Annotated in this window: 19 protein-coding genes; 8 read left to right on the top strand and 11 right to left on the bottom strand. The window is 44.7% G+C overall.

Annotated features, from left to right (window positions below; genetic code table 11):
• Positions 1-51: 51 nt before the first annotated feature.
• The 4 genes from htpX (at position 52) to CH367_RS11575 (ending at position 4,796) form a co-directional block, all read left to right on the top strand.
• Complete coding sequence (htpX, locus tag CH367_RS11590; protein WP_100762654.1) at positions 52-939, top strand: protease HtpX; 888 nt, start codon at positions 52-54, stop codon at positions 937-939.
• A 139-nt stretch (positions 940-1,078) separates the two neighbouring features.
• Positions 1,079-1,612 carry an adenine phosphoribosyltransferase gene (locus CH367_RS11585; protein WP_100762653.1) on the top strand — a complete coding sequence of 178 codons (534 nt, stop codon included), beginning with the start codon at positions 1,079-1,081 and terminating at the stop codon, positions 1,610-1,612.
• 128 nt (positions 1,613-1,740) lie between these two features.
• Entirely contained in the window at positions 1,741-3,165 is a 1,425-nt protein-coding gene (locus CH367_RS11580; protein ID WP_425268839.1) for a S1C family serine protease, read from the top strand.
• Between the two features lie 14 nt (positions 3,166-3,179).
• Complete coding sequence (locus CH367_RS11575) at positions 3,180-4,796, top strand: PDZ domain-containing protein (protein WP_100762651.1); 1,617 nt, start codon at positions 3,180-3,182, stop codon at positions 4,794-4,796.
• 114 nt (positions 4,797-4,910) lie between these two features.
• Here CH367_RS11575 and CH367_RS11570 read toward each other — a convergent pair whose 3' ends face one another.
• Genes CH367_RS11570 through CH367_RS11560 form a run of 3 tightly spaced genes read right to left on the bottom strand, consistent with a single transcriptional unit; the run spans position 4,911 to position 8,145 of the window.
• The gene (locus tag CH367_RS11570; RefSeq protein WP_100762650.1) at positions 4,911-6,158 is read right to left on the bottom strand and encodes an AZOBR_p60025 family cell surface glycopolymer formation protein; all 1,248 of its coding nucleotides are present in this window, start codon (positions 6,156-6,158) and stop codon (positions 4,911-4,913) included.
• Positions 6,155-7,753 carry a hypothetical protein gene (locus CH367_RS11565; RefSeq protein WP_100762649.1) on the bottom strand — a complete coding sequence of 533 codons (1,599 nt, stop codon included), beginning with the start codon at positions 7,751-7,753 and terminating at the stop codon, positions 6,155-6,157. Before CH367_RS11565 ends, CH367_RS11570 begins: the two co-directional genes overlap by 4 nt.
• Positions 7,750-8,145 carry a Fur family transcriptional regulator gene (locus tag CH367_RS11560; RefSeq protein ID WP_100762648.1) on the bottom strand — a complete coding sequence of 132 codons (396 nt, stop codon included), beginning with the start codon at positions 8,143-8,145 and terminating at the stop codon, positions 7,750-7,752. The genes CH367_RS11565 and CH367_RS11560 overlap by 4 nt, the downstream gene beginning before the upstream one ends.
• Before the next feature lie 209 nt (positions 8,146-8,354).
• On the opposite strand from CH367_RS11560, the gene CH367_RS11555 reads away from it, so the two are divergent.
• Positions 8,355-9,032, top strand: coding sequence for a biliverdin-producing heme oxygenase (locus tag CH367_RS11555; RefSeq protein WP_100762647.1), 678 nt, complete (start codon positions 8,355-8,357; stop codon positions 9,030-9,032).
• Positions 9,007-10,230: an MFS transporter gene (locus CH367_RS11550; protein WP_100762646.1), complete on the top strand. Its 1,224-nt coding sequence runs from the start codon at positions 9,007-9,009 to the stop codon at positions 10,228-10,230. The genes CH367_RS11555 and CH367_RS11550 overlap by 26 nt, the downstream gene beginning before the upstream one ends.
• 58 nt (positions 10,231-10,288) lie before the next feature.
• Here the strand turns inward: CH367_RS11550 and CH367_RS11545 are convergent, their stop codons facing one another.
• The 3 genes from CH367_RS11545 to CH367_RS11535 are packed head-to-tail and all read right to left on the bottom strand — an operon-like array spanning position 10,289 to position 13,763.
• Positions 10,289-12,451: a TonB-dependent receptor plug domain-containing protein gene (locus CH367_RS11545; protein WP_100762645.1), complete on the bottom strand. Its 2,163-nt coding sequence runs from the start codon at positions 12,449-12,451 to the stop codon at positions 10,289-10,291.
• A gap of 4 nt (positions 12,452-12,455) precedes the next feature.
• Positions 12,456-13,169, bottom strand: a complete 714-nt coding sequence (locus CH367_RS11540; RefSeq protein WP_100762644.1) for an HmuY family protein — start codon at positions 13,167-13,169, stop codon at positions 12,456-12,458.
• Between the two features lie 24 nt (positions 13,170-13,193).
• On the bottom strand, positions 13,194-13,763 hold the full coding sequence (locus CH367_RS11535; protein ID WP_100762643.1) for an LIC20153 family lipoprotein: 570 nt from the start codon (positions 13,761-13,763) through the stop codon (positions 13,194-13,196).
• Positions 13,764-13,953: 190 nt separating this feature from the next.
• On the opposite strand from CH367_RS11535, the gene CH367_RS11530 reads away from it, so the two are divergent.
• The gene (locus tag CH367_RS11530; RefSeq protein ID WP_100762642.1) at positions 13,954-14,685 is read left to right on the top strand and encodes a leucine-rich repeat domain-containing protein; all 732 of its coding nucleotides are present in this window, start codon (positions 13,954-13,956) and stop codon (positions 14,683-14,685) included.
• Between the two features lie 12 nt (positions 14,686-14,697).
• Here the strand turns inward: CH367_RS11530 and CH367_RS11525 are convergent, their stop codons facing one another.
• Positions 14,698-15,477, bottom strand: coding sequence for a hypothetical protein (locus tag CH367_RS11525; protein WP_425268833.1), 780 nt, complete (start codon positions 15,475-15,477; stop codon positions 14,698-14,700).
• Between the two features lie 93 nt (positions 15,478-15,570).
• Between CH367_RS11525 and CH367_RS11520 the strand changes: the two genes are divergently transcribed.
• A complete protein-coding gene (locus CH367_RS11520; protein ID WP_125226122.1) occupies positions 15,571-17,112 on the top strand; it encodes a peptidase M30 in 1,542 nt (513 codons plus the stop codon).
• A gap of 74 nt (positions 17,113-17,186) precedes the next feature.
• Here CH367_RS11520 and CH367_RS11515 read toward each other — a convergent pair whose 3' ends face one another.
• The 4 genes from CH367_RS11515 to queA form a co-directional block, all read right to left on the bottom strand.
• The gene (locus CH367_RS11515) at positions 17,187-17,492 is read right to left on the bottom strand and encodes a YbaB/EbfC family nucleoid-associated protein (RefSeq protein WP_100762640.1); all 306 of its coding nucleotides are present in this window, start codon (positions 17,490-17,492) and stop codon (positions 17,187-17,189) included.
• Positions 17,493-17,624: 132 nt separating this feature from the next.
• Positions 17,625-19,013 carry a hypothetical protein gene (locus tag CH367_RS11510; protein WP_100762639.1) on the bottom strand — a complete coding sequence of 463 codons (1,389 nt, stop codon included), beginning with the start codon at positions 19,011-19,013 and terminating at the stop codon, positions 17,625-17,627.
• Between the two features lie 291 nt (positions 19,014-19,304).
• Positions 19,305-20,927, bottom strand: coding sequence for a S16 family serine protease (locus CH367_RS11505; RefSeq protein ID WP_100762638.1), 1,623 nt, complete (start codon positions 20,925-20,927; stop codon positions 19,305-19,307).
• Between the two features lie 62 nt (positions 20,928-20,989).
• Positions 20,990-22,036: a tRNA preQ1(34) S-adenosylmethionine ribosyltransferase-isomerase QueA gene (gene queA / locus CH367_RS11500; protein ID WP_100762637.1), complete on the bottom strand. Its 1,047-nt coding sequence runs from the start codon at positions 22,034-22,036 to the stop codon at positions 20,990-20,992.
• Between the last annotated feature and the right edge of the window lie 10 nt (positions 22,037-22,046).

Raw genomic sequence — 22,046 nt, 5'->3', positions numbered from 1 at the left:
ACTCTTGATTTCAGTAGTAGTATATATAGAGAAGTTATAGGAGAAACCAAAATGTGGTTTAAACGAATTGGGTTGTTTTTGCTGACCAATATTCTCGTGGTCGTTACGATTTCCATCATCACGAGCGTATTTGGAATCGGTCCTTATCTGGACGCAAACGGAATCAATCTGAGTTCCCTACTCGTGTTCTGTTTCCTTTGGGGAATGGGCGGCGCTTTCGTATCTTTGCTTTTATCCAAGTTCATGGCAAAGATGATGATGGGAGTAAAGATCATCGATCCTAGATCCGCATCCGGAGTCGAAAGAGAATTGTATTCCAGAGTGGAAAGACTCGCAAGAGCCGCAAATCTTCCGATTCCCGAAGTGGGAATCTATCATTCTCCAGAAGTCAACGCGTTTGCAACTGGACCTTCCAAATCGAGTTCTCTTGTCGCGGTTTCCAGCGGCTTGTTGCAAGTAATGGACAACGCGGAAGTGGAAGGAGTTCTCGCGCACGAGTTGGCCCACGTCGCCAACGGAGACATGGTGACGATGACTCTTGTTCAGGGTGTTGTTAACGCTTTTGTAATGTTCTTTTCGAGAATCATCAGTTACGCGCTCAGTACAATGGTGAAGGAAGATCTTCAATACACCGTTCGTCTTGTGGCTAATATCGTTCTCAGTATTCTGTTCAGCATTCTCGGATCGATCGTGGTTGCGTATTTCTCCAGAACCAGAGAATATCGCGCGGACGCGGGCGGCGCAAAACTTGCGGGACGTCAGAATATGATCGCGGCTCTTGAAAAATTGAGACGCACATTCGACGCACCCGAAGACGAAAGAGGCGGAGAAGCTCTTGCGACTATGAAAATTTCAGGTCATAGTAAATGGATGGCCTTGTTTTCGACGCACCCACCTTTGGAAGCGAGAATTGCCGCTCTGAAGAATTCCGGTTACTAAGAATCGTTTAACGGAACTTTCAAAATAAGCCCGGTTTTGCCGGGCTTTTCTTCGTTCGGAACAAAAAAGAATTGTTTGAAATGTCTCGGATTTTTTGAATAGAACCCGTAAATTAAAAATCCTGGGACGTAAAACCTAGATGTCTATTGTTAAATCCAAAATCAGAACCATTCCCGATTACCCGAAACCGGGAATTTTGTTTCGCGATATTACTTCACTCTTACTCGATCCCGAAGGACTTGCTCTTACGATCGGAACCTTCGTAAACCGCTACCAAGGTAAGGGAATCACAAAGGTTGCCGGAATCGAAGCCAGAGGTTTTCTTACCGGAGCTCCGCTCGCTTTCCAACTCGGCGTGGGTTTTATTCCCATCCGTAAAAAAGGAAAACTTCCTTCCGAAACCGTGTCGGAAGAATATGATTTGGAATACGGAAAAGACGTGATCGAAATTCACAAAGACGCGGTCCAACCGGGAGATAGAATTCTCGTGATGGACGATTTGATCGCGACCGGCGGAACGATGATCGCCGCGGTGAAACTGCTGAGAAAACTCGGAGCCGAAGTCTACGAAGCCGGAGTTATCATCGATCTTCCGGATCTGGGCGGCGGTAAAAAACTTCAGGAAGAATTGAAGGTTCCGATTTTCGCTATCTGCGAGTTTGAAGGACATTAGAAAATTCTAAAATTAGAATATTCTTTTTGGAGGGCCCATTGACGGCTAAACTATCCGGTTTTTTTGGAATTTGGATTCAAAGAAGTTTGAAACGTGTTACTCCGGTTGTTTCGATCGCGCTGATTTTGATGGCGCGTTTCGAAATTCAGGCCGTCGAAAGCCCTCTTCCATTCGACGAACTCCGTAAGGGAGTCGTTCAAATCAGGGTTTATTCCCAAGCGGTGAACCCATTTTCCCCCTGGACCACCGACACCGTGCGTGCCAGTTCGGGAACCGGTTTTTTAATCGGAAATAAAAGAATTCTCACCAACGCACACGTCGTTTCCAACGCGAAGTTTGTTCAGGTGCAACGTTACAATCAAACGGAATGGTACAGCGTTAAAATTCTTCACTTAGCGCATGACTGCGATTTGGCGGTGCTCGAAGCCGAAAGCGCGGACTTCTATAAGGACTCGAGAGATCTTCAACTCGGTGAAATTCCGGAACTCAATTCTCCTTTGATCGTGGTCGGTTATCCGATCGGAGGAAACAAGGTTTCCGTTACGAGAGGGATCGTGTCGAGAAAGGATCAATCGGTTTATTCTCATTCGGCGGTGGACAGCCATTTGGTTTTGCAAGTGGACGCCGCGATCAATCCGGGTAACTCGGGCGGTCCCGCGATTCAGGACGACAAAGTGGTCGGAGTCGCGTTTCAAGTCGCAACCAAAGGCGAGAATATCGGTTATCTGATTCCCACCAACGTTATACGTCATTTCCTTACGGATATAGAGGACGGAAAATACGACGGTTACGTCGAACTCGGTGTGAGAACCCTCAATTCGTTTAACGTTTCTTTGAGAAAGGCCAAAGGAATTCCGGATCATCTCGAAGGTGTTTTTGTTTCTAGAATCCTGAAAAACGGTTCGGCTGAAAAGTTTTTGAAGGAAGGTGATTTTCTTACGGAGATCGACGGATTTCCGATCGGAAAAAACGGAACCGTGATGCAGGACAAGGACGCTAGAGTGGACTTTGTCGAGATCGTGGACAACAAACACGCGGGAGATAAGATTTCCTTTAAGTTGTATCGAAACGGAAAAGAGATCTCGGTTTCTTTTCCCGCGCGTCGTATGCCCGACTTTGACTTTATGAGAAATCAATACGACAAACCTTATGCGTTTGAAATGATCGGCGGACTTCTTTTTCAGGAAATGTCCCGAGATCTCATCACGAGTTGGAGTCGAGGCGGAAACACTTCGGGTGGAAGCCAACTTTTATACAGGTTTTTTTATTTCATAGAAGACGGTCTCAATCGAAACAAAAGAACGGACGTCGTCTTATATCGCAAACTTTCTCATCCGGTGAATTCTTCCTCGGACTATTTCGTGAATCTCGTTTTGGAATCGGTGAACGGAATCCCGGTTTCCGAGTTGAGCGATCTTCAGAAAATTCTGAAGGAATCCAAGGATAAGTATCTGCGTCTGAAGTTTTTGGACGTTCAGGTTCCACTCGTTTTAAACCGCGAAGAGGCCGAAAAGGCGGACGAAAAAATCCGCAAAACATACGGCCTGGAATAGTTAAGGAAAATCTAATGTTTAAATCCCGGATCATACTCGTATTCTTACTCGTTTTCATTTTGCCGACGTTTGCGGTTTCTGCCGAAGTTACCCCCAAGGGAGAATCGGACCTTCTTCTCATTAAAAAAAAATCCTCTAAAACGAAGGAGCCCAAGGGCAAAAAAGAATCTCAGAAAAACGAAACTTCCGGTTCGGAAAAGACGGAAGCTCCCGCTCGATCGAAAACGAGTCACGATCTTTATCACAAAAGTATCGTACAGATCAAGGTTACGTTTCAAGAACCCGAGTATCATCAACCTTGGAAGAAAAAAAATCCTAGGGTTCGAAGAGGTGTCGGAGTCGTAACCGAAGGCAATCGGATTCTGATCCCCTATTCTCTTTTACCCGATGCCACATTGGTCGAGGTGAAAAAATATTCCTCTTATTCGGAAATGAAAGCGGTCGTGTTTCGTTACGATCCAGAATCCAATCTTGCCCTTCTTCGAGTTGAAAAGAAAAATTTCTTCGACGATCTTGTTCCTCTCGAGTTTTCACCGATCTCCGTTTTCCCGAAACAAGCAAACGTTTATCAGCTGGATAACTCCGGTTCGATTCAAGCGACGGCGATTTCTCTTTTGAGTATGGACATGGATCAAATGCCGCTCGGACAAGTGGAACTTCCGGTTGTGGATGTAAGCTCAAGCGAGGGTCTGAACGGATTCGGCGAGGTCGTAATCGAAAACGGAAAAGTATCCGGTCTTCTTTACGATTTTACTTCCGGAAAAAATTCCGGAAGAATCATTCCGTCCTTTATCATTCAAAAATTCTTAAATACTCCGGGGACGAACGTATTCGGTTATAAGGGATTTCGTTTTCGCCCGATCACGGACGGTTCCGTTAAAAGATATTACGGAATGGAAGAATCGGATTCGGGCATTCTGGTTGCGGATTTGATTCCTGGTTCATCCGCGAGCGGAGTTCTGAAATTGGAAGACGTCATTCTCGAGTTCGGCGGAAAGAACGTGGACTCGAAGGGTTATATCGATCATCCGCTTTATGGTAAACAAGTTCTTTCCTTCTTGGCGCACGCGGGGGACGCGTTCGGTTATTCTTTGGGAAAAGAAATTCCGATTCTTGTTTTGAGAGATAAGAAGAAGATCAACCTCAGCATGAAGTTGAAACCCTTCCCTCATTCTGCGGTTCGAATTCCGTTTAAAAACATTCCCGCTTCGAACGACTTCGCCGTGGAAGGCGGTTTTGTTTTCCTTGAACTATCCGAACCTTTATTGGAAGAATGGGGAAAGGATTGGAGATCCAGAGTCGATCGTAAACTTCTGTATCTTTACGACTATTATAAGTTTCATGAGAAGGAAGGAGACGTAGGTAAGATCGTTCTTCTATCTCAGGTGCTTCCGGACGAATCGAACAACGGGTTTCACGATTTGAGTTTTAAGATCGTCGAAAAAATCGACGGACAAGAAGTGAAATCGGTTCAGGATCTACGAAAGAATATTCGGGAAGGAAAATCTGGTTTTGCATTGATTTCTTTGGACGACGGAACGGAAATCGCTTTGGATAGGGGCAAACTCGGAGAGATCAACGATCGAATCTATAAAAGTTATAAGATTCGATTTTCCGAAAACGGAAACTAATCAGAAGCGAAGCTATTTCGATTTTGTCGAAACCAGCGGAAACTATCTAGAAATTTCCTGAAAACCCACAAGTCAGTAAACTCGAAGGCTGTCGTGGATCGCGTGACTTACGGCTTATTTCCAAATTTCAAAAGGTAACGTCGTCGAGATAAACGCCAGCTTAAACAAGAATAAGAAAAATATACTTCCTACTACGATCCAAAACGTCCCGTCGCGGATCGAATCATCTTCCAATTTCCAAAAGATCAAAAACGCGATCGACACGGTGAACATCCTGGATACGTTTTCATAAGACGACCAATACAGAACGTAACCCGCGGAAAAGATCGAAAACAATACCATAAAAAACGAAAGTCTTTCCGCGATTCCCCGTTTCCAATCTCCGCTTCCGAAAACGAACAATCCTGTGACAAATAAAAGAAAAATCGGAACTCTCGAAAACTTCTTCGCAAAAAGGGTAAGTCCGGTTTCAAAATCAGGAACATTCAAAAAGGAGAATATTCCAAGTTCCTTGATCTCTTTCCAATAGCCGATAAAGCCGTCCAGCGGAGCGAAAAAATCCGTAAACCTCGCCGGAGACCAGTTCGGGAATTGGATTTTTAGGAAAAGCCCCCAGCAAAAGGGCAACAACAACGTGGAGAGAATCCAGATCGAATGTTTGAAGTTACGATTGATGAGCGATCCGATTCCCAACGGAAAAAGAAGAAAGAGAGCCTGTTCCTTAATGAGGATGGAAAATCCGCCGAATAGGAAAAACCAAATCCACTTTTCCTTCTTATAAAACCAAAACGTGAGGACCAAAAATCCGGTAAGAACCGCGTCGCTCACCAAAAGCGCATAACTTCCCAGAAAGAACGGAGAGAAAAGATAAAAACTCGAATAGATTCTATACTTTTCACCGCAAAGATCTCGGAGCAAAAACCAAGAGATCAAGATCACCGCAAAATTTAGGAGATACGTTCCGAAAACGGTCCCCCAGGTTCCGAATATTCCAAAAATTGAAACTAAAAGAGGATAACCGATTCTGGGAGCCCGTATGTTTTCTTCGAATCCCTTCGGCCAGTTTAAATGGAATTCGCTTAACATTCTCGAGTAATAATAAAAGATTTGTCCGTCGTAACCCGCTCCCAGATCCCCGGGCCGGCCTAAAAATACGACCGCACCTTTCGGAGTTTGTTCCGGGTTTTGTATCACGAATTGCATTCCGAAGTTGATTTGGGAACTGGGATTCCAGTCGTATTTTTTCCAAATCAAAATCGAAGCAAGAGCGTATAACGTGAAAAATAAAGGAAGGATCAGTAGAGGATTTTCGAATGTAGATCGAATTTTTGAAATGAACAAACTCGATCTTTCCGGTTTCATTCTTTCCGTTCCGAATTCCGTTGAGGATCGTTTAAAAATTCCAAGATGAGTTCCGTATAAAGGGACGAACCGCGTTTGGCCGCGTTGTATGTTAGGTGGTGCGGATCCAAGAAGGATTTTTTATCGGGGATCGCGTCCTTGAGATCGTAAAAACCGAAATTCTTCCCCTGATGAGAATTCAAAAAGTTCAGATAACCCTTATACCAGTTTCCATTTTTATAATATTTACTTTCGATCGGATTTTCGGGAGAATTGACGATGATCAATTTTGTCCCATTTGTTTTGAACTTTTCGATCGTTTGATTCAGAAAATCGATTTCGGACCAAGTGAAGTAAGAAGAATTTCCGAGGATCTCCTTGTTCTTCTGAACTTTTTTCAATCGATTGAGGGCGCCTTCGTTTTCCGGATTGTAGTAAAGACGTTTTTCATAATCCTTCAAATAATCTTCGTCGGACATGGTTTCGATTCGATCGTCGTCCAAGCCGTGAATCCTTTCGTAAGAAATGTTCGTTCTGATTTCGTTACGACAAAAATTCTGTGTTAGGCGAATTCCGTATGTGGCGGGGATTCCGAAAATTCTCGCGTCGACTTCGTCGGAACTTGTGGTTGGAGAAACAGTGAAACGCAGGTTTACGAATTTCGTTTTAACTCCGGGAACGTCTTCGAATTCTATCTCCAGAGGTTTCCAGCCCGGTTTAGAATACGTTTCCTCGTGTAAAGGATCCGTCGGTTTATAGTATTTGTCGCTCGGGACGGTCGACGAGAGTTCTTCGATTACAACCTTGATTCCGGGCTTTTGTACGAAAATTTCTTCCGACAACTTGCCGTCTTTGAGTTCGCATTCGATCGTAAATTGCGGAGGTGTCCATCCTCTGAGAAAGATTCCCTCTTTCGGCATCGAACCCGTATAATAATGATAGGAACGCATAGTTCTCGTATGATGTTCCATGTATTCGGTCCAAGGATCGTATAAGAAACTTCTAAAACGATTGAGAAGAATCGACGCCTTCGCGAGTTGCGAGAAAAATTCTCCCTTGGTGTATTGTTTCCAGTGGTCCGCGAGAAAATCCCCCGGAAAAATAAAACGATTCTGATGACGGATCTTGTAGTCCTTCATTCTCGCGGCTTCGTCGAAACTTGCGCCGGAAGAATATTCTGTTTTTTGAATATAATCCAATTGTAAATCGGCTGGATTCAATACGTAGACGACCAGTTCCGGCTTTTTTGAAAGAATGTCGTCCGAGTAATAATAAAAATCCGTGGGCGATAACGCGGGATGAGAATAGAATTCCGTTCTGAATTTTTCCGCGTCCTTTGTTTTGGATTCGCGGATCTCTTTTTCGATTTGTTCGGGATAAGCGGAATAAAGCGCGACGCTACTTCCGGTTACGAGAATTCCTTTTTCGTCGGTTTCGAATTTTATGTTTCTGCGTTTGTGAAGAAAGTTATACCAAGGAGAAGTATCCCATTCGAGTTCGTTCGGAAATTCGAACAACACGATCGGAAACAGAATTCGATCGATAAAGACAAATCCGAGTAGTAGAAGAAGAGAAATCCAGATTGTTTTGATTTTGAGTTTAGATTCGGAATTCATTTTGCCTTGGAATTACAGTCGGAACAAGTTCCATAGAGAATGATCTCATGGGTGTCCACGGTAAATCCTTTCGGACTTTTGTCCAGAGGAAACGGACAGATCTCTATGTCATAGACTCGGTCGCATTGTTTGCAGTGAAAGTGATGATGGTGGTGTAAATGGCTCGCTTCGAATCGAGAGGATTCTCCGGGTAAATGGATCTCGTTGATCGCTCCGGTTTCCATGAGATGATTGACCGCTCTGTAGACGGTTGCGATTCCCAGGTTGTCCAAGTTCTTTCGAGACAGTTCGTAGATTTCCTTGATCGATAAAGGACCTTTGGCGGCCTCAAGGACTTTTAAGATTTCCCCCTTTTGTTTTGTGTTTCGGAGGGCTGATTTTTTATCTTCCACTTTCATTCGAAGAATGGCTACAGAGAGCCCTCTTAATTCTCAATTCCCTCGCTTGTCCATGTCAATTCAATAAACGTTGTGTGGGAACTCCCACAAATCGAGTTGTATGAGTTCCCACATTTTTACAGAACACGACCTTTTTAGAAAAATAAGTTTGATTCTCAGTATCAACTTGAAAGAATTGTCACAGTATTGTCAGGAGATACGCAATGAGTTTAGCAACCATCCTTCGAGAAGGAACATCCGAAGAACACAAAGCGGCAGAAAGTTCCGCTTTCATTCGTTGTTTTATGAAGGGAGTTTTAGAAAAAGGAACCTACGCAAGACATCTGGAAGCCTTCTACTTTGTTTACGAAGCTATGGAAGAAGAAATCGAACGCAACGCGGACAACGCAGTTTTGAAATCGATTCACTTCCCGGGCCTTTATCGTAAAAACGCACTTTTAGAAGACCTACAATTCTTTTACGGAAGTTGGAAAGCGGCCGATCACAAACCGACGCCTGCGACACAAACCTACGTGGAAAGAATTCGTAAAATTTCAAAATCGAATCCGGAACTTTTAGCGGCTCATTCTTACGTTCGTTATCTGGGAGATCTTTCCGGCGGACAAATTTTGAAAAAGGTCGCGGCAAGAGCTCTTGCTTTACCGGAAGGAAAAGGAATTTCCTTTTACGAATTTCCGGCCATCGAAGACATCAACGGATTCAAACAAAACTATCGCGCGGCTCTGGATTCTCTTCCGGTAAACGAAGAACAAAAACAGGCCATCCTCGCGGAATCCAAACAGGTCTTTCTATTGAATCAGGGAATTTTTTCCGAACTGGAACAGGACTTAATCTCCGCGATCGGTAAGGAAGCCTATGATGCGGTTCTCGGAAAAGGCTGATTCCAAAAAATCCCCATACTTCTTACCGGCGGCCGTCTTTTTGGCGATGCTTCCGGTAACGATGATCGTACCGGTATTTAAGGAAATCGTAAAAGACAGATTCCAATCAGGCAATGGTGAAGTTGCCTGGTTCTTGAGCGTTGCGATGCTCGGCTCTTTTTTCTTTTCACCGGTCGCCGGTTTTCTTTCGGACTATTTTGGAACTCGCAGAAAAATCATCATACTTTTCTGCGGGTTTGACGCGTTACTTTTGAGTCTTCTTCCTTACGCGGAGAATCTTTCCACATTATTGTTTATTAGATTTTTGGAAGGTGGTGCTCACGTATTCGTCATCGGTTTGCTTTTGGCTTCGGTTGCGGACGTTGAACACGGAGAATCCAAACGTAAATTCGGAAACGGAGCCTTGATGGGTTTGTCGGGAATGCTTCTTTCCTTGGGAGGAGCCGTCGGAGTTTCTCTGGGCTTTTTAGGAAAATACGATCCCACTCTTCCGTTTAAAATCGGTTCGGGAATTCTTCTCTTTCTCGCGTTTGTCGTTTATCAATTCGTACCGGAAGAAAAATTCACGAGAACCAAAAAACATTCTTGGAAAGAATCCGGAATTCTATTCTTAACACATCCTCTTCTTTTATTCCCGCTTGCGTTTCAGTTTTTGGATCGTTTCACATCGGGATACTTTATGAGTTCTCTCAATCTTCGTCTCAGGGAAGAATTCTCCCTCAATCCTTCCGAAACGGGAAGAATGTTGTCTCTTGTCTTTTTACCGATGGCTCTTTTGTCTTATCCGGCGATTCGTCTTTCTAAAAAAACGGGGAAGTATTTTCCGGTTGCGATCGGTTCTTTGATCTACGGAATTTCCTTGAGTCTTTCCGGTTTGTTTCAATCGATCGCTTGGATCAGCGTTTCCCTTTTGTTCTGCGGATTGGGCGCGGGTTTGATGTTTGCGACGTCTTTGAGACTTGCCTCTTCTCTTTGCACAAGGGAGAATAACGGACTTGTGATGGCGGGTTTGACCGGTTTCGGTTCTTTGGGATTTTTCTTAGGTCCGATATCTTCGGTTGGGCTGGATCGAATCGCGACTTCGACAACCTCGATTTTCGGTTCCTCTCTCACTTCCGTTTTATTCGGACTCGCTCAGATTTTGATCGTGCTCGTAAGCATTCCCTTTTACAAAACCTTAAACAAAAAAGAAACGTGATATCGTAGGAGCTCCCACGGTATTTTGAAGTAAAAAAAGAATGGATACGATTCCAGCTTCAAAACTGTGCGGAGAATCCGCCGTAATAGAATCTCGGTCTCGTAGGATTGTAGGCAAGTTCGTATTGATTCAGGATATTGTCCACACCTACGAACAAACCGAAATGTTTATCAAAGAATTTCTGTTCCATTCTTATGTTGATGATCGTAAACGGTTTTCCGTATGTTACCGGAGGATTCTCGTTTAATTTCACTTCGGTGGGAATATAATCCTGCCCCGCCGCCGAAAGACTGTTCGTCGAACTGTAAAACGGCCTTTTGTCCAAATGTTTTCCCCGAAGGTTGAACTGAAACCCCGATGGAGAATTGTAGATGAAGTTCGCGGAGGCTTGGTGAAGGGCTCTTCCTTCCAAAGGACGATTGGTGGTTTCGTCCCTCGTATCGGTGTGATTGTAACCGAGTTCCAATGTGAAATGTTTTAAGAATCGATACTGAACTCCGAATTCCCCGCCTCGCGTATAAGCCTTTGCGATGTTTTGAAGTTGGAACTCCGCGAATTCTCTTCCCTTGTTCGAATCGAACTTATACTGAATGAGATTGATAATGTCGTTTCTGTATAAACTGAAGGAGAACGTCAAAAAACTAAAAGGACTGTACTCCAAATCGGAGTTGATCGTGATGGATTTTTCCGGTCTTAGATTCGGATTTCCTTCCACGACGTAACCGACGGCGGGATTTTCAAAACGAAGATACAATTCTTGAAAACTCGGAGGACGAAATCCTCTTCCGTAACTCGCTCTCCAAACCAGGTTCTGAAGGATGTCATAACGTGCCGCGAGTTTGGGAGTGGTCTGATTTCCGAACTGAGAATCGTCGTCGTATCGTACGCCCGGAATCACTCGAATCCGAGGAGAACGGGAAATCGTCCATTCGTCCTGAAAGAACGCGGCCTTGCGAGTTCTATAAACATAACGATTTTGTAATCTGTCCGATTCGAGTTCGTTCGCAAAAGATTCCGCACCCATCGTGATGAAATGTTTGTCCGAGGCTTCCATGTCCAACTGAACGGTTCCCTGAGAAGTGAGTTCCGCGTTCAATTGTTTTACGTCTAGTTCGTCCGAACCTCTTTGGTTGTTGTAATATTTGTTTTCCCATTTGGAAATATTTCCGCGAAAGGAAACCAGGTTTCTTTTTCCGAAACCGTATTCCAAAGAACCGGTCGCAAGAAAGTCGTGCGTTTTGTTGTTTCGATCGAACACAGCCTTCGACTGAGTCACGTCGACCCCGTTTTGATCCCTGTGTTGGTAGAGAATTCTCGTCTTACCCTTGAACTTACCGTCGGGGTTGAAGGTTAGATTCATTCCAGCGTTCAAATCCTGATACGCGTTTCCAGTCGTCGCTTGAGAATCGGGAACGAGTCTATAACCGGGATTTTTATTGTAACCCGCGGAAACCGCGCCGCTCACCATTTCGTTTCGAAATCCCATGTTGGCGGTGGTGTTGAATTCTCCCTCGGTGTTGAAGTTCTTTCTGCTTCCGTTTCCGTAAGTCGTTCTCATCTCGTAGCTGAGTTTTTTATCCGCTTCTCTTGTGATGAGGTTGATCACGCCGCCGATCGCATCGGCGCCGTATAACGCCGATGAGGCGCCTTTTACGATTTCGATTCTTTCCAGGTTCTGAACCTTAAAACGGCTGAGATCCACCGCGTTGTTCAGACGACCTGAAATTCTTTCCCCGTCGATGAGAATCAAAACGTACTGGGAATCAAGTCCCAACATACGAACCCGAGATCCTCCGAAAAAAGGAACCACGTCGATTCCGAGTTGGGTTTCCAAAACTTCTGCGGCGTTTCTCGCGCCGCTCGCTTCGATTTTTTTTCGGGAGATTACTTCGGTGGCGACGGTGGAATCCTTGAGTCTTCTTTCTCCTCTGGAACCTGTGACTACGATTTGAGAATCTTCGGGAGGTTGTCCGTTTTGTCCGTTGGAACCGTTCTGGTTCTGGTTTTGATTTTGGATCTGGCCGTTTCCGTTTTCTTTTTTGGGAGGATCGGTAATTCCGTTGGCGTCTTTCGTAGTATTCGTGTTAGGCGATTCGTTTCCGCCCGTTTTAATTTCCGGCTTCGTCTTTTCCTCTTGGGCTTGGATCGGAATACAGAAAAGGATCAGAAATAAAATCTGAACCGTCTTGAGTTGAAAGGATCGATAGAATGAAAAATACATCGGATTAGTAAGGGATTTGTTTCCATTTTACGGTGGGATATGCGGATGTTCCTTCCGTGCTGTAATAACCCGTAACCTGAAAAAGATAGTATTCGTTTCCGGTATTGGAACGTATTACGAAAATCTTATTGTTGGGTTGAAGAAACGCCAACGTATAATTAAACCATTTGTTGAGAACGTCGCTCCCCACGTAATTCGTTTGAACTCCGCCCGCCGCAACTTCGGAAACGTTCGTGTCCGGTAAAAAGAAAGCGTTTGTACAACCCAACGCCGAGGAAGTACTCGCAGACGCGGCATTAAAATCGGTAAGGACAGGGTTCGTCATACAAGCCCCGCCGTTTCCTCCGGGATGTGTCAAACCGCCGTTTGTCTGTAATTTGAATCTTTGAAAACCTACGTCCCAACCGCCCGCGTTATCGGCCGCGAAAACCTGAGCTTTATTCGCAAAGCTGTATTTGATCCACACGTCATACGAAACCGCTCGGATTTTTGTAGTAAAGGAACCGTCCCCGTTCGGGTCCGTGGAAAGAATTTTGGAGTTATTCGCTTCTTCGATTTGTTTTTGAATTGCAAGGATGGATTGTCGAAACGCCAATTCTCCCTCGTCGATCGCGGGATGTTGTCTCGCACAGGATATTAAGCAGGATAAGAAGAACAAAATCCCGAACCCAATACACGTTCGTTTCCAAAGCGGTTTGAAGTTCGGGATGGAATCCATTTTAAATCGAATCAACTCTGAATGTTATTGGAGTTGGAACGTAGTAGTTGGAGGTTCCGCGGTTCTGCTAGCAAGATAAAACACGAAGTAATAATCTCCGCCCTTAGTCGCGTTCAGAGTGTAAGTGTAAGGACCGTCGCCCGCAACCGAACCGTATTGACCTTCGCTTGTAGTCGTGTAAGTCGCACGAGTCGTATCATAAGCCGAATCCAAAAGTGGACAAGCTGATGTATTGTAAACCAGAGGAGCGTTTACGTTTCCTGCGGTTCCTTCGTCAAAATCCGCAACGTTACGTCCCGTAAAAACGATCTTTTTTCCGTTGGTCGCGCCGGTGACTTTTACGGCCGCGATCGAGTGATTCACGAACGGAACCTTTCCATAAACAAGAGTTTGAACGGAAGTGGTCGCGGTCATCGCAGGAAGTCCCGCCACTCTTCCGCCTACGGTTGCGGAACAGTTATAGTTGGAAACCAGACCTGCCAAAAGCAAGATCGGATCGATATCGTCCTTCTCGTCTTTTTTACAGGTTAAAAATAAACCAAGGATAAGGCTCAGAATTACTGCCGTTTTTGCATACTTTCGGATGTTTCTCATAATTACTCCTTTCGATAGATAGGGTCATCTTGAAAATGTGAAGATGAGAGTCAAACTCAAAATCAGAAATATAAAAAATGAAACCGGAAATTTATATCCAATTTTTGGAACGTTATTCTCCTTTGAAGTCGTTTTTTATTTTAGAAATTGGTTTCTATTTCTTGAGTCTTGGCTCTAAATCGTTCTTAGAATGAATCTGAATCGATCGTTTCCGTTTCAAGTTTGGATCTTAAGCGTAATACTTTGGATTCTTTCTTGTTCTTATTTGGAAAAAGAACCGGTCTCGGGCGGAATCCCCGTTTATTCCAAAGAAGGAAAAATTCTCAGATACTATCCGTATCAAATTCGTTGGATCGGTTTTGACGAAAGCGAGTTTCCGGACACTGCGAGATTGATCGACTTTCGAAACTTGGTTTCATTAGAAATTCTGCATCCAGAGTTTGAGAATTTAGAGGAACTCAGTTCTCTCAAGACGATCGGTTTTTTAAACGTAAACGGAACCAAGGTGAAGAATCTTTCCGCGTTAAACCAACTCCCCGCGTTACACAGTCTTTATCTAAACGAAACATCGGTGGACGAAAAGGATCTGAAACAATATTCCAATGTGGAGAATCTCACGAAACTCGGTTTGTATAAAACTAAAATCAAGGATCTTTCCTTTATCGGATTCGAATGTAAACTCAGACAACTCGATATACGAAACACCGAGGTTTCCACCTTGGAACCGATTTCGATCTGTAAGAATCTTTTGGAACTACGGATCGGACACACGAACATCAAGGAAATCCGTCATATCTACGAACTGAAGGATCTGCGTTATCTGGAATGGTCCGGTTTAAAACTTTCCAAGGAAGAATTGAATTGGATCCGCGAACGATTGCCTTATCTCAAACTCGTTCCGATGCACACAAGTTCTTTGTAATATTCTAAATAATTAATATGTAAGGGGACCCGATTCTCCGGGATTGCTGTATAAAAGAATATCCCCTTTCTCCACGGGAATTCCTTCCGCGGTCACCTGCCCCGTCGTTTCGATCGTTTCCAAGGCTCGAACCGGATATCGTTTTCCATTCTCCTTTTCCAAAACGATGGAAGCGTTTTTTCGAACTCTGGAAAGTCTGAGCCCCCAGACTTCCAGGATCGTACCTCCGCTTTCCAATACAAGCGCGCTGATTCTACTTGGTTCCGAAGACGCGGCCTTGCGATACGTTCCGATCGGATCGCCAGGAAAAAAGTCGGGCGCAATCGAGACCCGGTTCGGTTCGTTGGATTCTATTTCGAAGGAAAGATGATCACAATCGTATGCTCGGACCAAGGCCCAGCGGTTTCCGGATTCTCGGTTTGTAAAAACACGGCAAGACTCGGGGAACAAACGAAATCCTCTGCTTGTGGGTTTTACGATTCCTTCGATTCTGGTTTCTTCCCGATTCTTACTCAAGGTAACGCTCAACTGTGTGAACAGAAATTTGGTCTGTTTGCGGGTCGTATCCAGAAACAATTGTCTTACGAAATAACCCTCTTCCAGTTTTTGAATCTTAGAATAGTATTCGCCGGACAACACGGGCAGAAAGGGCTTTGAGGAAAGATTCTCCGTTCGTTCGTTTCCTAAGGAACAGAACTGGAAGGAGATCGTCGAAATCGATAAAATGCAAAACGTAAAAAATGAGGGAAGAAAACGGGTTTTACGGTTGAACTTAGGAAAGTTTTTATTCAATGTTGATTGCTCCTGATTTACGGGGCAAAGATCCTGACAACATACGGGAGCAAGAAAGAATCTCAATCACGTTTCTTTCGTCTAACACTTTTAATGAGAACGAATTTCGGAAAAAAAATTTCCATCGGATTCTGGATTCTTTTTTTCGTTTGTTCTTTGAGCGCCTGTTCCGTGGAAAGTGTGTTCCCGTCCTTCTTCCCATCCGATAAACCGAAACTCGGATCTCAATACGTTCAGACCTTGATCTTAACCGCGATCGGTTGCGCCGGTCCCGGAAAATTCTGGGTCCGCGATATCACCAAAAATTCTTCCTATTGTTTACAAGCGAGTCTTGTCGGAGACGGAAACTCCGTTTCCGTTTACGCGGAATACGGTCAGGAGACGGCTTTAAATTATTCGAATATCGTCCGTGAGTTCGATCAGAAAATTTTTCCGAAGGTCACCGCGGCGTTCGGAACTCCCTCCGATATGGATCAAAGCGGAAAGGTAAGTCTTTTGTTTTTGGACATCCGAGACGGAAGTAAACCGGGAGGATCGTTTGTTGCGGGCTTTTTCGATCCCTTCGATTTTCTTACGGACGATCCCCGATCGAGCGTACGTTCCAACTCCAAGGAAATTTTATACATCGACGTGGTTCAGTTGAAGGAACTCGCCGAAAAGGACGTGGCCTCGGGTAAATCGGATACTTTGTTGTCCACGATCGCACACGAGTTCCAACATCTCATTCGATTTCAATACGAACTTCCCGATTATCTATCCCAGAAAGTCAGAGATGAAACCTGGTTGAACGAAGGAACGAGCGAGGTCGCGAGCGATATCGCCGGTTATTCTCCCCAGACAAATCGAATTCAGTGTTATCGAGGAAACGTCGCCGGCGCTTGTGCAAGAGGAGTCAACGGTTCCACGTTATTCGGTTCTTCGGGATTTTCTTCAGTAGTCGATTACGCGTTCGCGTACGCGTTTATGAAATATCTTTATACGGTTTCGGGTTCCAGTCTTCAGGAAAGAAATTCTTTCTTTAAAAAAACGGTGACCGGTCCTTCCGTTCGCGCGAAGGACGCGCAGACGTTAACCGAAATCTTTTTGACGTCTCCTGCCGTTGCGGCTTTGAGTCCGGCGCAGAAAAACGATCTGGGCGTTGGCGGAGAAACCGCCTTTATCCGTTTGTTTGCGGCTTTTCTTTGGATGTCCACGGGAGAATCCGCCGTCTCCGAAGCGCAACTTGGAATCGATTCGGCGGGAGCATCCGGTTTTAAGACGGGCATAGAATCGGTGTTAGGCGCCCTCCCCTTTCCTCCCGCCAATCAGGACGGAGGCGAACTGAGAAAGTTATACGAAACACAACCTCTTCCGTTTATCATTCCTCTGAGTAATTTAAAACCGGGACAGTTTCATTTTATCGATCAAACAAGAAGCAACACGGGAACACAACCCGCAGTTGTTCTTTTGAAAAAGACCGCGCCTAGTTTAAAGATTTTGCAAGTGAATGCGGACCCGTATCGATTGGGACAGGTTTCTCAATCGGTGGTTCGTACGGAGGATGACGGAGAACCGGTTCTTTTACCGGCAACGGACGGACCGGAGATCGTCTGTCCGTTGGATTACTTTCATTCTGTGGATGCGAAGAGCAGATAACGGAGTTACGTCGAAGTCGCGCCGATCGGCGCATAAAGTTCACCGCGCCGATTTCGGAGAAATATCCGAGGGTCTTATTCCATTCCCATCATACCGCGGAATTCTCCCATTCTTTCTTCGGCCGCCGCTTGCGCGAGTTCCAAGGAACGGGTCACGGCTTGTTTGATACTTTTTTGAAGAAGTTTTTTGTCGTTCTTCGCAAGAAGTTCGTCTTCGATGAGAATGTCTTTGATGTTCAGTTTTCCGTCGGAGATACAAGTTACGAGGTCGTTTTTGGATTTCGCTTCGAAAGAAAGAGCCATTAGGTCTTTTTCGAGCTTCTTCATCTTAACCCGCATTTGATTCATTTGTTTCATCGATTCTAACTTGTTGCCGAACATTCTTTGATTCCCTTTGAAGATGTATTTTAATTTCTAAAAAACTCCGCGACAAAAACGTAACGGAGTTCGGAGCCTTCTCTCATCAAATTTCTAAAACGATAAAAACGGGCAACCAGAAAAGAGAAAAAGAATTTAAAAGGAAAGTTCCATTCCTAAAGAAGTGAAGTATTCGGAATAATACTGGGAATATGCGGGAAGTCTAAACGGACCCACGTCCGTATAAATCACACCTTTGGAAAGATTGTTTCTGAAGTTCATGAAAAAGATCGCGTTTTGAAAACTGGTCTTACCTCGAAAACTCGCCGAGAAAGAGCGTAACGGTTCGTCCACCTGCGTGTTGACTCCGGTGTTTCTCTGAGAAAGAAGATTGTAATAGTTGTTTCCGAAGAACAAAGAATATCTTCCCGCCGGATCCAAAAGCATCGTAAATCCCAAAGTAGTCGCGTCGGATTCGGGAGTGATATAAAGACCGTTGGCTCTTGTGTTCGGGTCCGCAGAATAACTGTATCGAACATTGAGAATGATTTTCGTGAAGTCGATGAACATGGAAAAACGCGCGGCCTCCGGACTGTAAAGACCCTTATCCTTTTCCTTGTTCAAGACCGAGGTTTGAAACGAAAGACGTTGGATCGGTTGGATGTTGGCCTGCCACTCGATCACTCTTCCTCCGTTGTTTCCCATCGCTTGATTTCTAAGAACCGGATTGCTTCCCACGTTTGGGTCCACGTTCATCGCTTGCGCGTTGGAAGAATGCGGAGAATACGAAAGTCTGTTTGTGGTAAGACTGGAATTGCCAAAGGAACTTCCCGAAACAATTTTCGTGCTCACGTATTCGTTCGGTTTGAAGGAGAATCCCGCCATGGAATAACCCTGATCTTTTTGATCGGCGGTATAAGGAAGAGAATTCCCCGTTTTGAGAATCGCGTCCACACCGGGAAGAACGGTATAACTGAGTTCAAAGTTGTCTAACGTGGCTTGGTTGACGCCTGTCTTATCCGAGGTTCCGAACGGATCGGACTTTCTTCCCCTTGCCACCGGCGCGAGTTCGGAGAAAGGATTGAGAGGACGAATCGCGGAGCTCATTTGAATCTTTCCTTGTTTGCCCCCGAAAAAACGTGCTCCGGTCCAAGCGGTGTTCTGATCGTTGAACATGGAATCGGGTTGGCTTGCACCTAAAGAATTTCTAGAAGGGAACGGATTCCAACCGTTTCCGGTTTTCGCAAAGCTCGAACCCTTGTCGTCCTTCAACTCCAGATCTTTTTCATAACCTTCCCAAAGGGTCCCGCGTTTTGAACCGAGAATCCGAAACACCTGAATGTCTTTCGGTTCCTCATGTTTGCCTTTTAAGGTAGGACTGGATTTGGAAGGATCCGTTTTTTCTTCGAGAGGAAGGGATTCTATCTCCTGAAAGTTTTCGGGAGTTTTTACTTGAGCGACGGATATGAGTACCCCTAGTCCGAGTGCGGACAAACCGCTGACAAGCAGGGAGGATTGAATATTGATCGCCCCGATGAGTCTCATGTTCTATTTTTAATATCGGTAATCAGAGTCGAAGGACCAGAAGCAAACACAAGTCTGGTATTGGACGAAGAGTTTAGTGAGAATAGTTCAGATAGAAAATCTTTTCTCCGACCGTCGGACAGGTTTTGCTCATACAAATCTACGAAAGAATTTTGCGACAAAGACAATAAAGTGACAATAATTCAAAAAAAACGAGTTCTGATTTCCTTTCTTCCAAACTGGAATTGGCTATAAGCTTAGGAAACAAATTTTTTCTAAGATTCTGTCGCATCACTCGGTAAACTTGGGTTTCTATTCGTGTTCTTCCTCTTTTTTCCGGTCGATTCTTTCCTCTATCAAGTGAAACAGGCTTCCTTGGGGATATTTTCCGTTTTTGCCAAATTTTCCGGCCGGAATTCCAAAAACTTCAGGAATCAGTTCTTCCACGTGAGAACAGGTAAAAATCTGAAATTTTCCCTTATCCATCGCTTTACGGATATGAGATGGAAGATTCAAATCCCTCAAATTTGCAGTCGGGATGTAAACAGAATATTTGTCCTTAGAGTTGCCGACGATCTGAATGATCTCGTACCAAGCCGCGATCTTTGTGTTCACCGAACCGACGGGAAGAATTTCTCCGTACTGAGAAAGCGCTCCTGTGACTGCGATGTTTCCCGGAATTTCAAGACCGGAAAGAGCCGAAAGAATCGCAAGAAGTTCCGCGCAACTCGCCGAGTCTCCGTCGATCGGAGAATAATTCTGCTCAAAAAGAATGGAAGCGTCCAACCCGAACGATTGGATATGAGAGAACATTCCTTTAATATAAGATTGTAATATAAAAACTCCCTTATCGTGTAGATCTCCGGAAAGATTCACTTCTCGTTCGATGTTGATGAAGTTACCTGACCCGAGCGCGACCCGAGCCGAAACCTGATTCACCTGACCGAAATCGGATAAGGAAGAATGGAGTAGGATCACGGAAAGTCCGTTGATTCTTCCCGTTTTTTTTCCTTTGAGTTGAATCGTGGTCAAACCTTCTCGAACACTTTCCAAATACCTTCTTTTGTGAACCGCGATTCTTTTTTCGATCGTTTCGATCGCGGATTCAACCTGAGTTTTTGTGATCGGCTTCTTTTCTTTTTTATAAAGAACCAAAAGTTCTCCCACGAAGGTTCTGAGTTCCGCGAAGGAAAGAGAAAGTCTGGTTTTACTGTCGTTCCAACGAAGACCGATTTCGAGTAACGTGTCCACCGCGGAAGAATCGAAACCGGGATAACCATCTTTTTCCCAGGAACGAATCAATCCTCCGAAAAGTTCAAGATTCTTTTTCGTAGTCATCACCGCTTCATAGGGAAGATGGATCTTAAAGGAAAAACTATCGTAAAAATCCGGATCGACCCCGGAGATAAAGTCCACTTCTCCTTCTTCTCCCGCGAGAATCAGTTGGAATCGAGTGTTGACCGAAGGATAAAAACGATTCATCTCTTTCGATCCGGTCATTTCGGGAAGGGTTAAAAAGTCGATTCTCCCCGTTTGTAAAACTTCTTTGATCAGAAAGTAGAGATTGGAATCTTCCGTAAGCGCGCGCATCGGAAGAAGCAGATAACCTCCGTCCGCTTCGGCCATTTTACCGGGACGGTATTCCGAGTTACCCGGAAATCCGGCGAGGGTTAAAAACCCCGGATGAGGATCGCAGATGACCTTGGTATTTTTTTTAAGACCGGATATGTATTTCTGAAGTAAGGTCAGGTTGGTTTCGAGTCCCGGACCGGTAATGAGAATGTTGGAGAAAATTCCGGGGTTTTCCAAGGCGGTCGGCAAGGAACTGAGTTCTTCCCTGTGAAAGGCTAAAAAATCGGGAAGTCCGTTTTTCGGTTTTTGTTTTCCCGCGTGAAGTTTGATTGCCGATTGGTTGGAAGTTATTCTTTTGATCACTAAAAACGATTCTCTCTTAGGTTCCCACTACAATCAATCAATAAGTAAGAAAGGGATCGGCTCTATTCTTTTTTTCCCAACACGAGCATCGCGTCTCCGTAGGAATAAAATCTGAATTCTTCCCGGATCGCTTTTTGATACGCTTTGAGAATCAGGTCCTTTCCCGCAAACGCGGAAACGAGTAAAAGTAAACTCGAACCGGGGAGATGAAAGTTCGTGATCAATCCTTCGCAACTGTACAGTCGATCTTCGGGGCGGATAAAAAGTTCGGTCGCTCCCCAGCCTTCTTGGAAAGAATTTGTTGATCGATCGTATGCGGACTCGAGCGCGCGTAAGGTCGTGGTTCCGATCGAAACGATTCTTCTTTTTTCTTTTTTGGCGAGATTCAAAATCTCGACGCTTTCTTTTCCGAGAAAGAATTCTTCCCTATGTAGTTTTTGATTTTGAAAATTTTCTTCGGTCAACGGTTGAAAGGTGCCGTATCCGACCTTCAATTCCAAGGTGCAAAGAGCGATTTTTTTCTCTTTCAACGTTGCAAATATGTTTTCCGAAAAATGTAAACCCGCGGTCGGCGCGGCGATCGATCCCGGAGTTTTTGCGAATAGGGTTTGATAACGGATTTCGTCTTCGGAGTTCGCTTCCCTTTTGAGATACGGAGGAATCGGAATCTCCCCGATTTGATCAAAGTCTTCTTCCTGCAATGGGCGTTCGGGTTTTAGAAAAACGAATTCTTCCTCTTTCTTTTCCACCGCAAACGTTATGCGTCTTGTCTTTTCGTCCGTAAGTCGCGTTCCGTCCTTTAGTTTTTTGGAATTTCGGATCTTACATTTCCAGATTCCGTTGTGCTCTTCCAAAAACATAGCTTCGTGAACTCGCAGTTCCGTTTTGAGATAAACCCTACGTTTGCTTACCTTGGTGTGATTGGCGACGAGAACGTCCCCTTCTTTGAGATAAGAGACGATGTTCTTAAACGAAGGTTCACTTACGATATTTCCCGAGTTTACGTCGAGGACCATCAATTTGCTTTCGTCCCGGTCGGGCGCGGGATAACGAGCGATTCTTTCTTCGGGAAGAAGAAACTCGAATTCTTTGAGGTCTTCAAACAACATCTATTTGCAG

This window comes from Leptospira barantonii (assembly GCF_002811925.1).
Lineage (GTDB): Bacteria > Spirochaetota > Leptospiria > Leptospirales > Leptospiraceae > Leptospira > Leptospira barantonii.
This window is presented reverse-complemented; position numbering and strand designations above follow the sequence as displayed.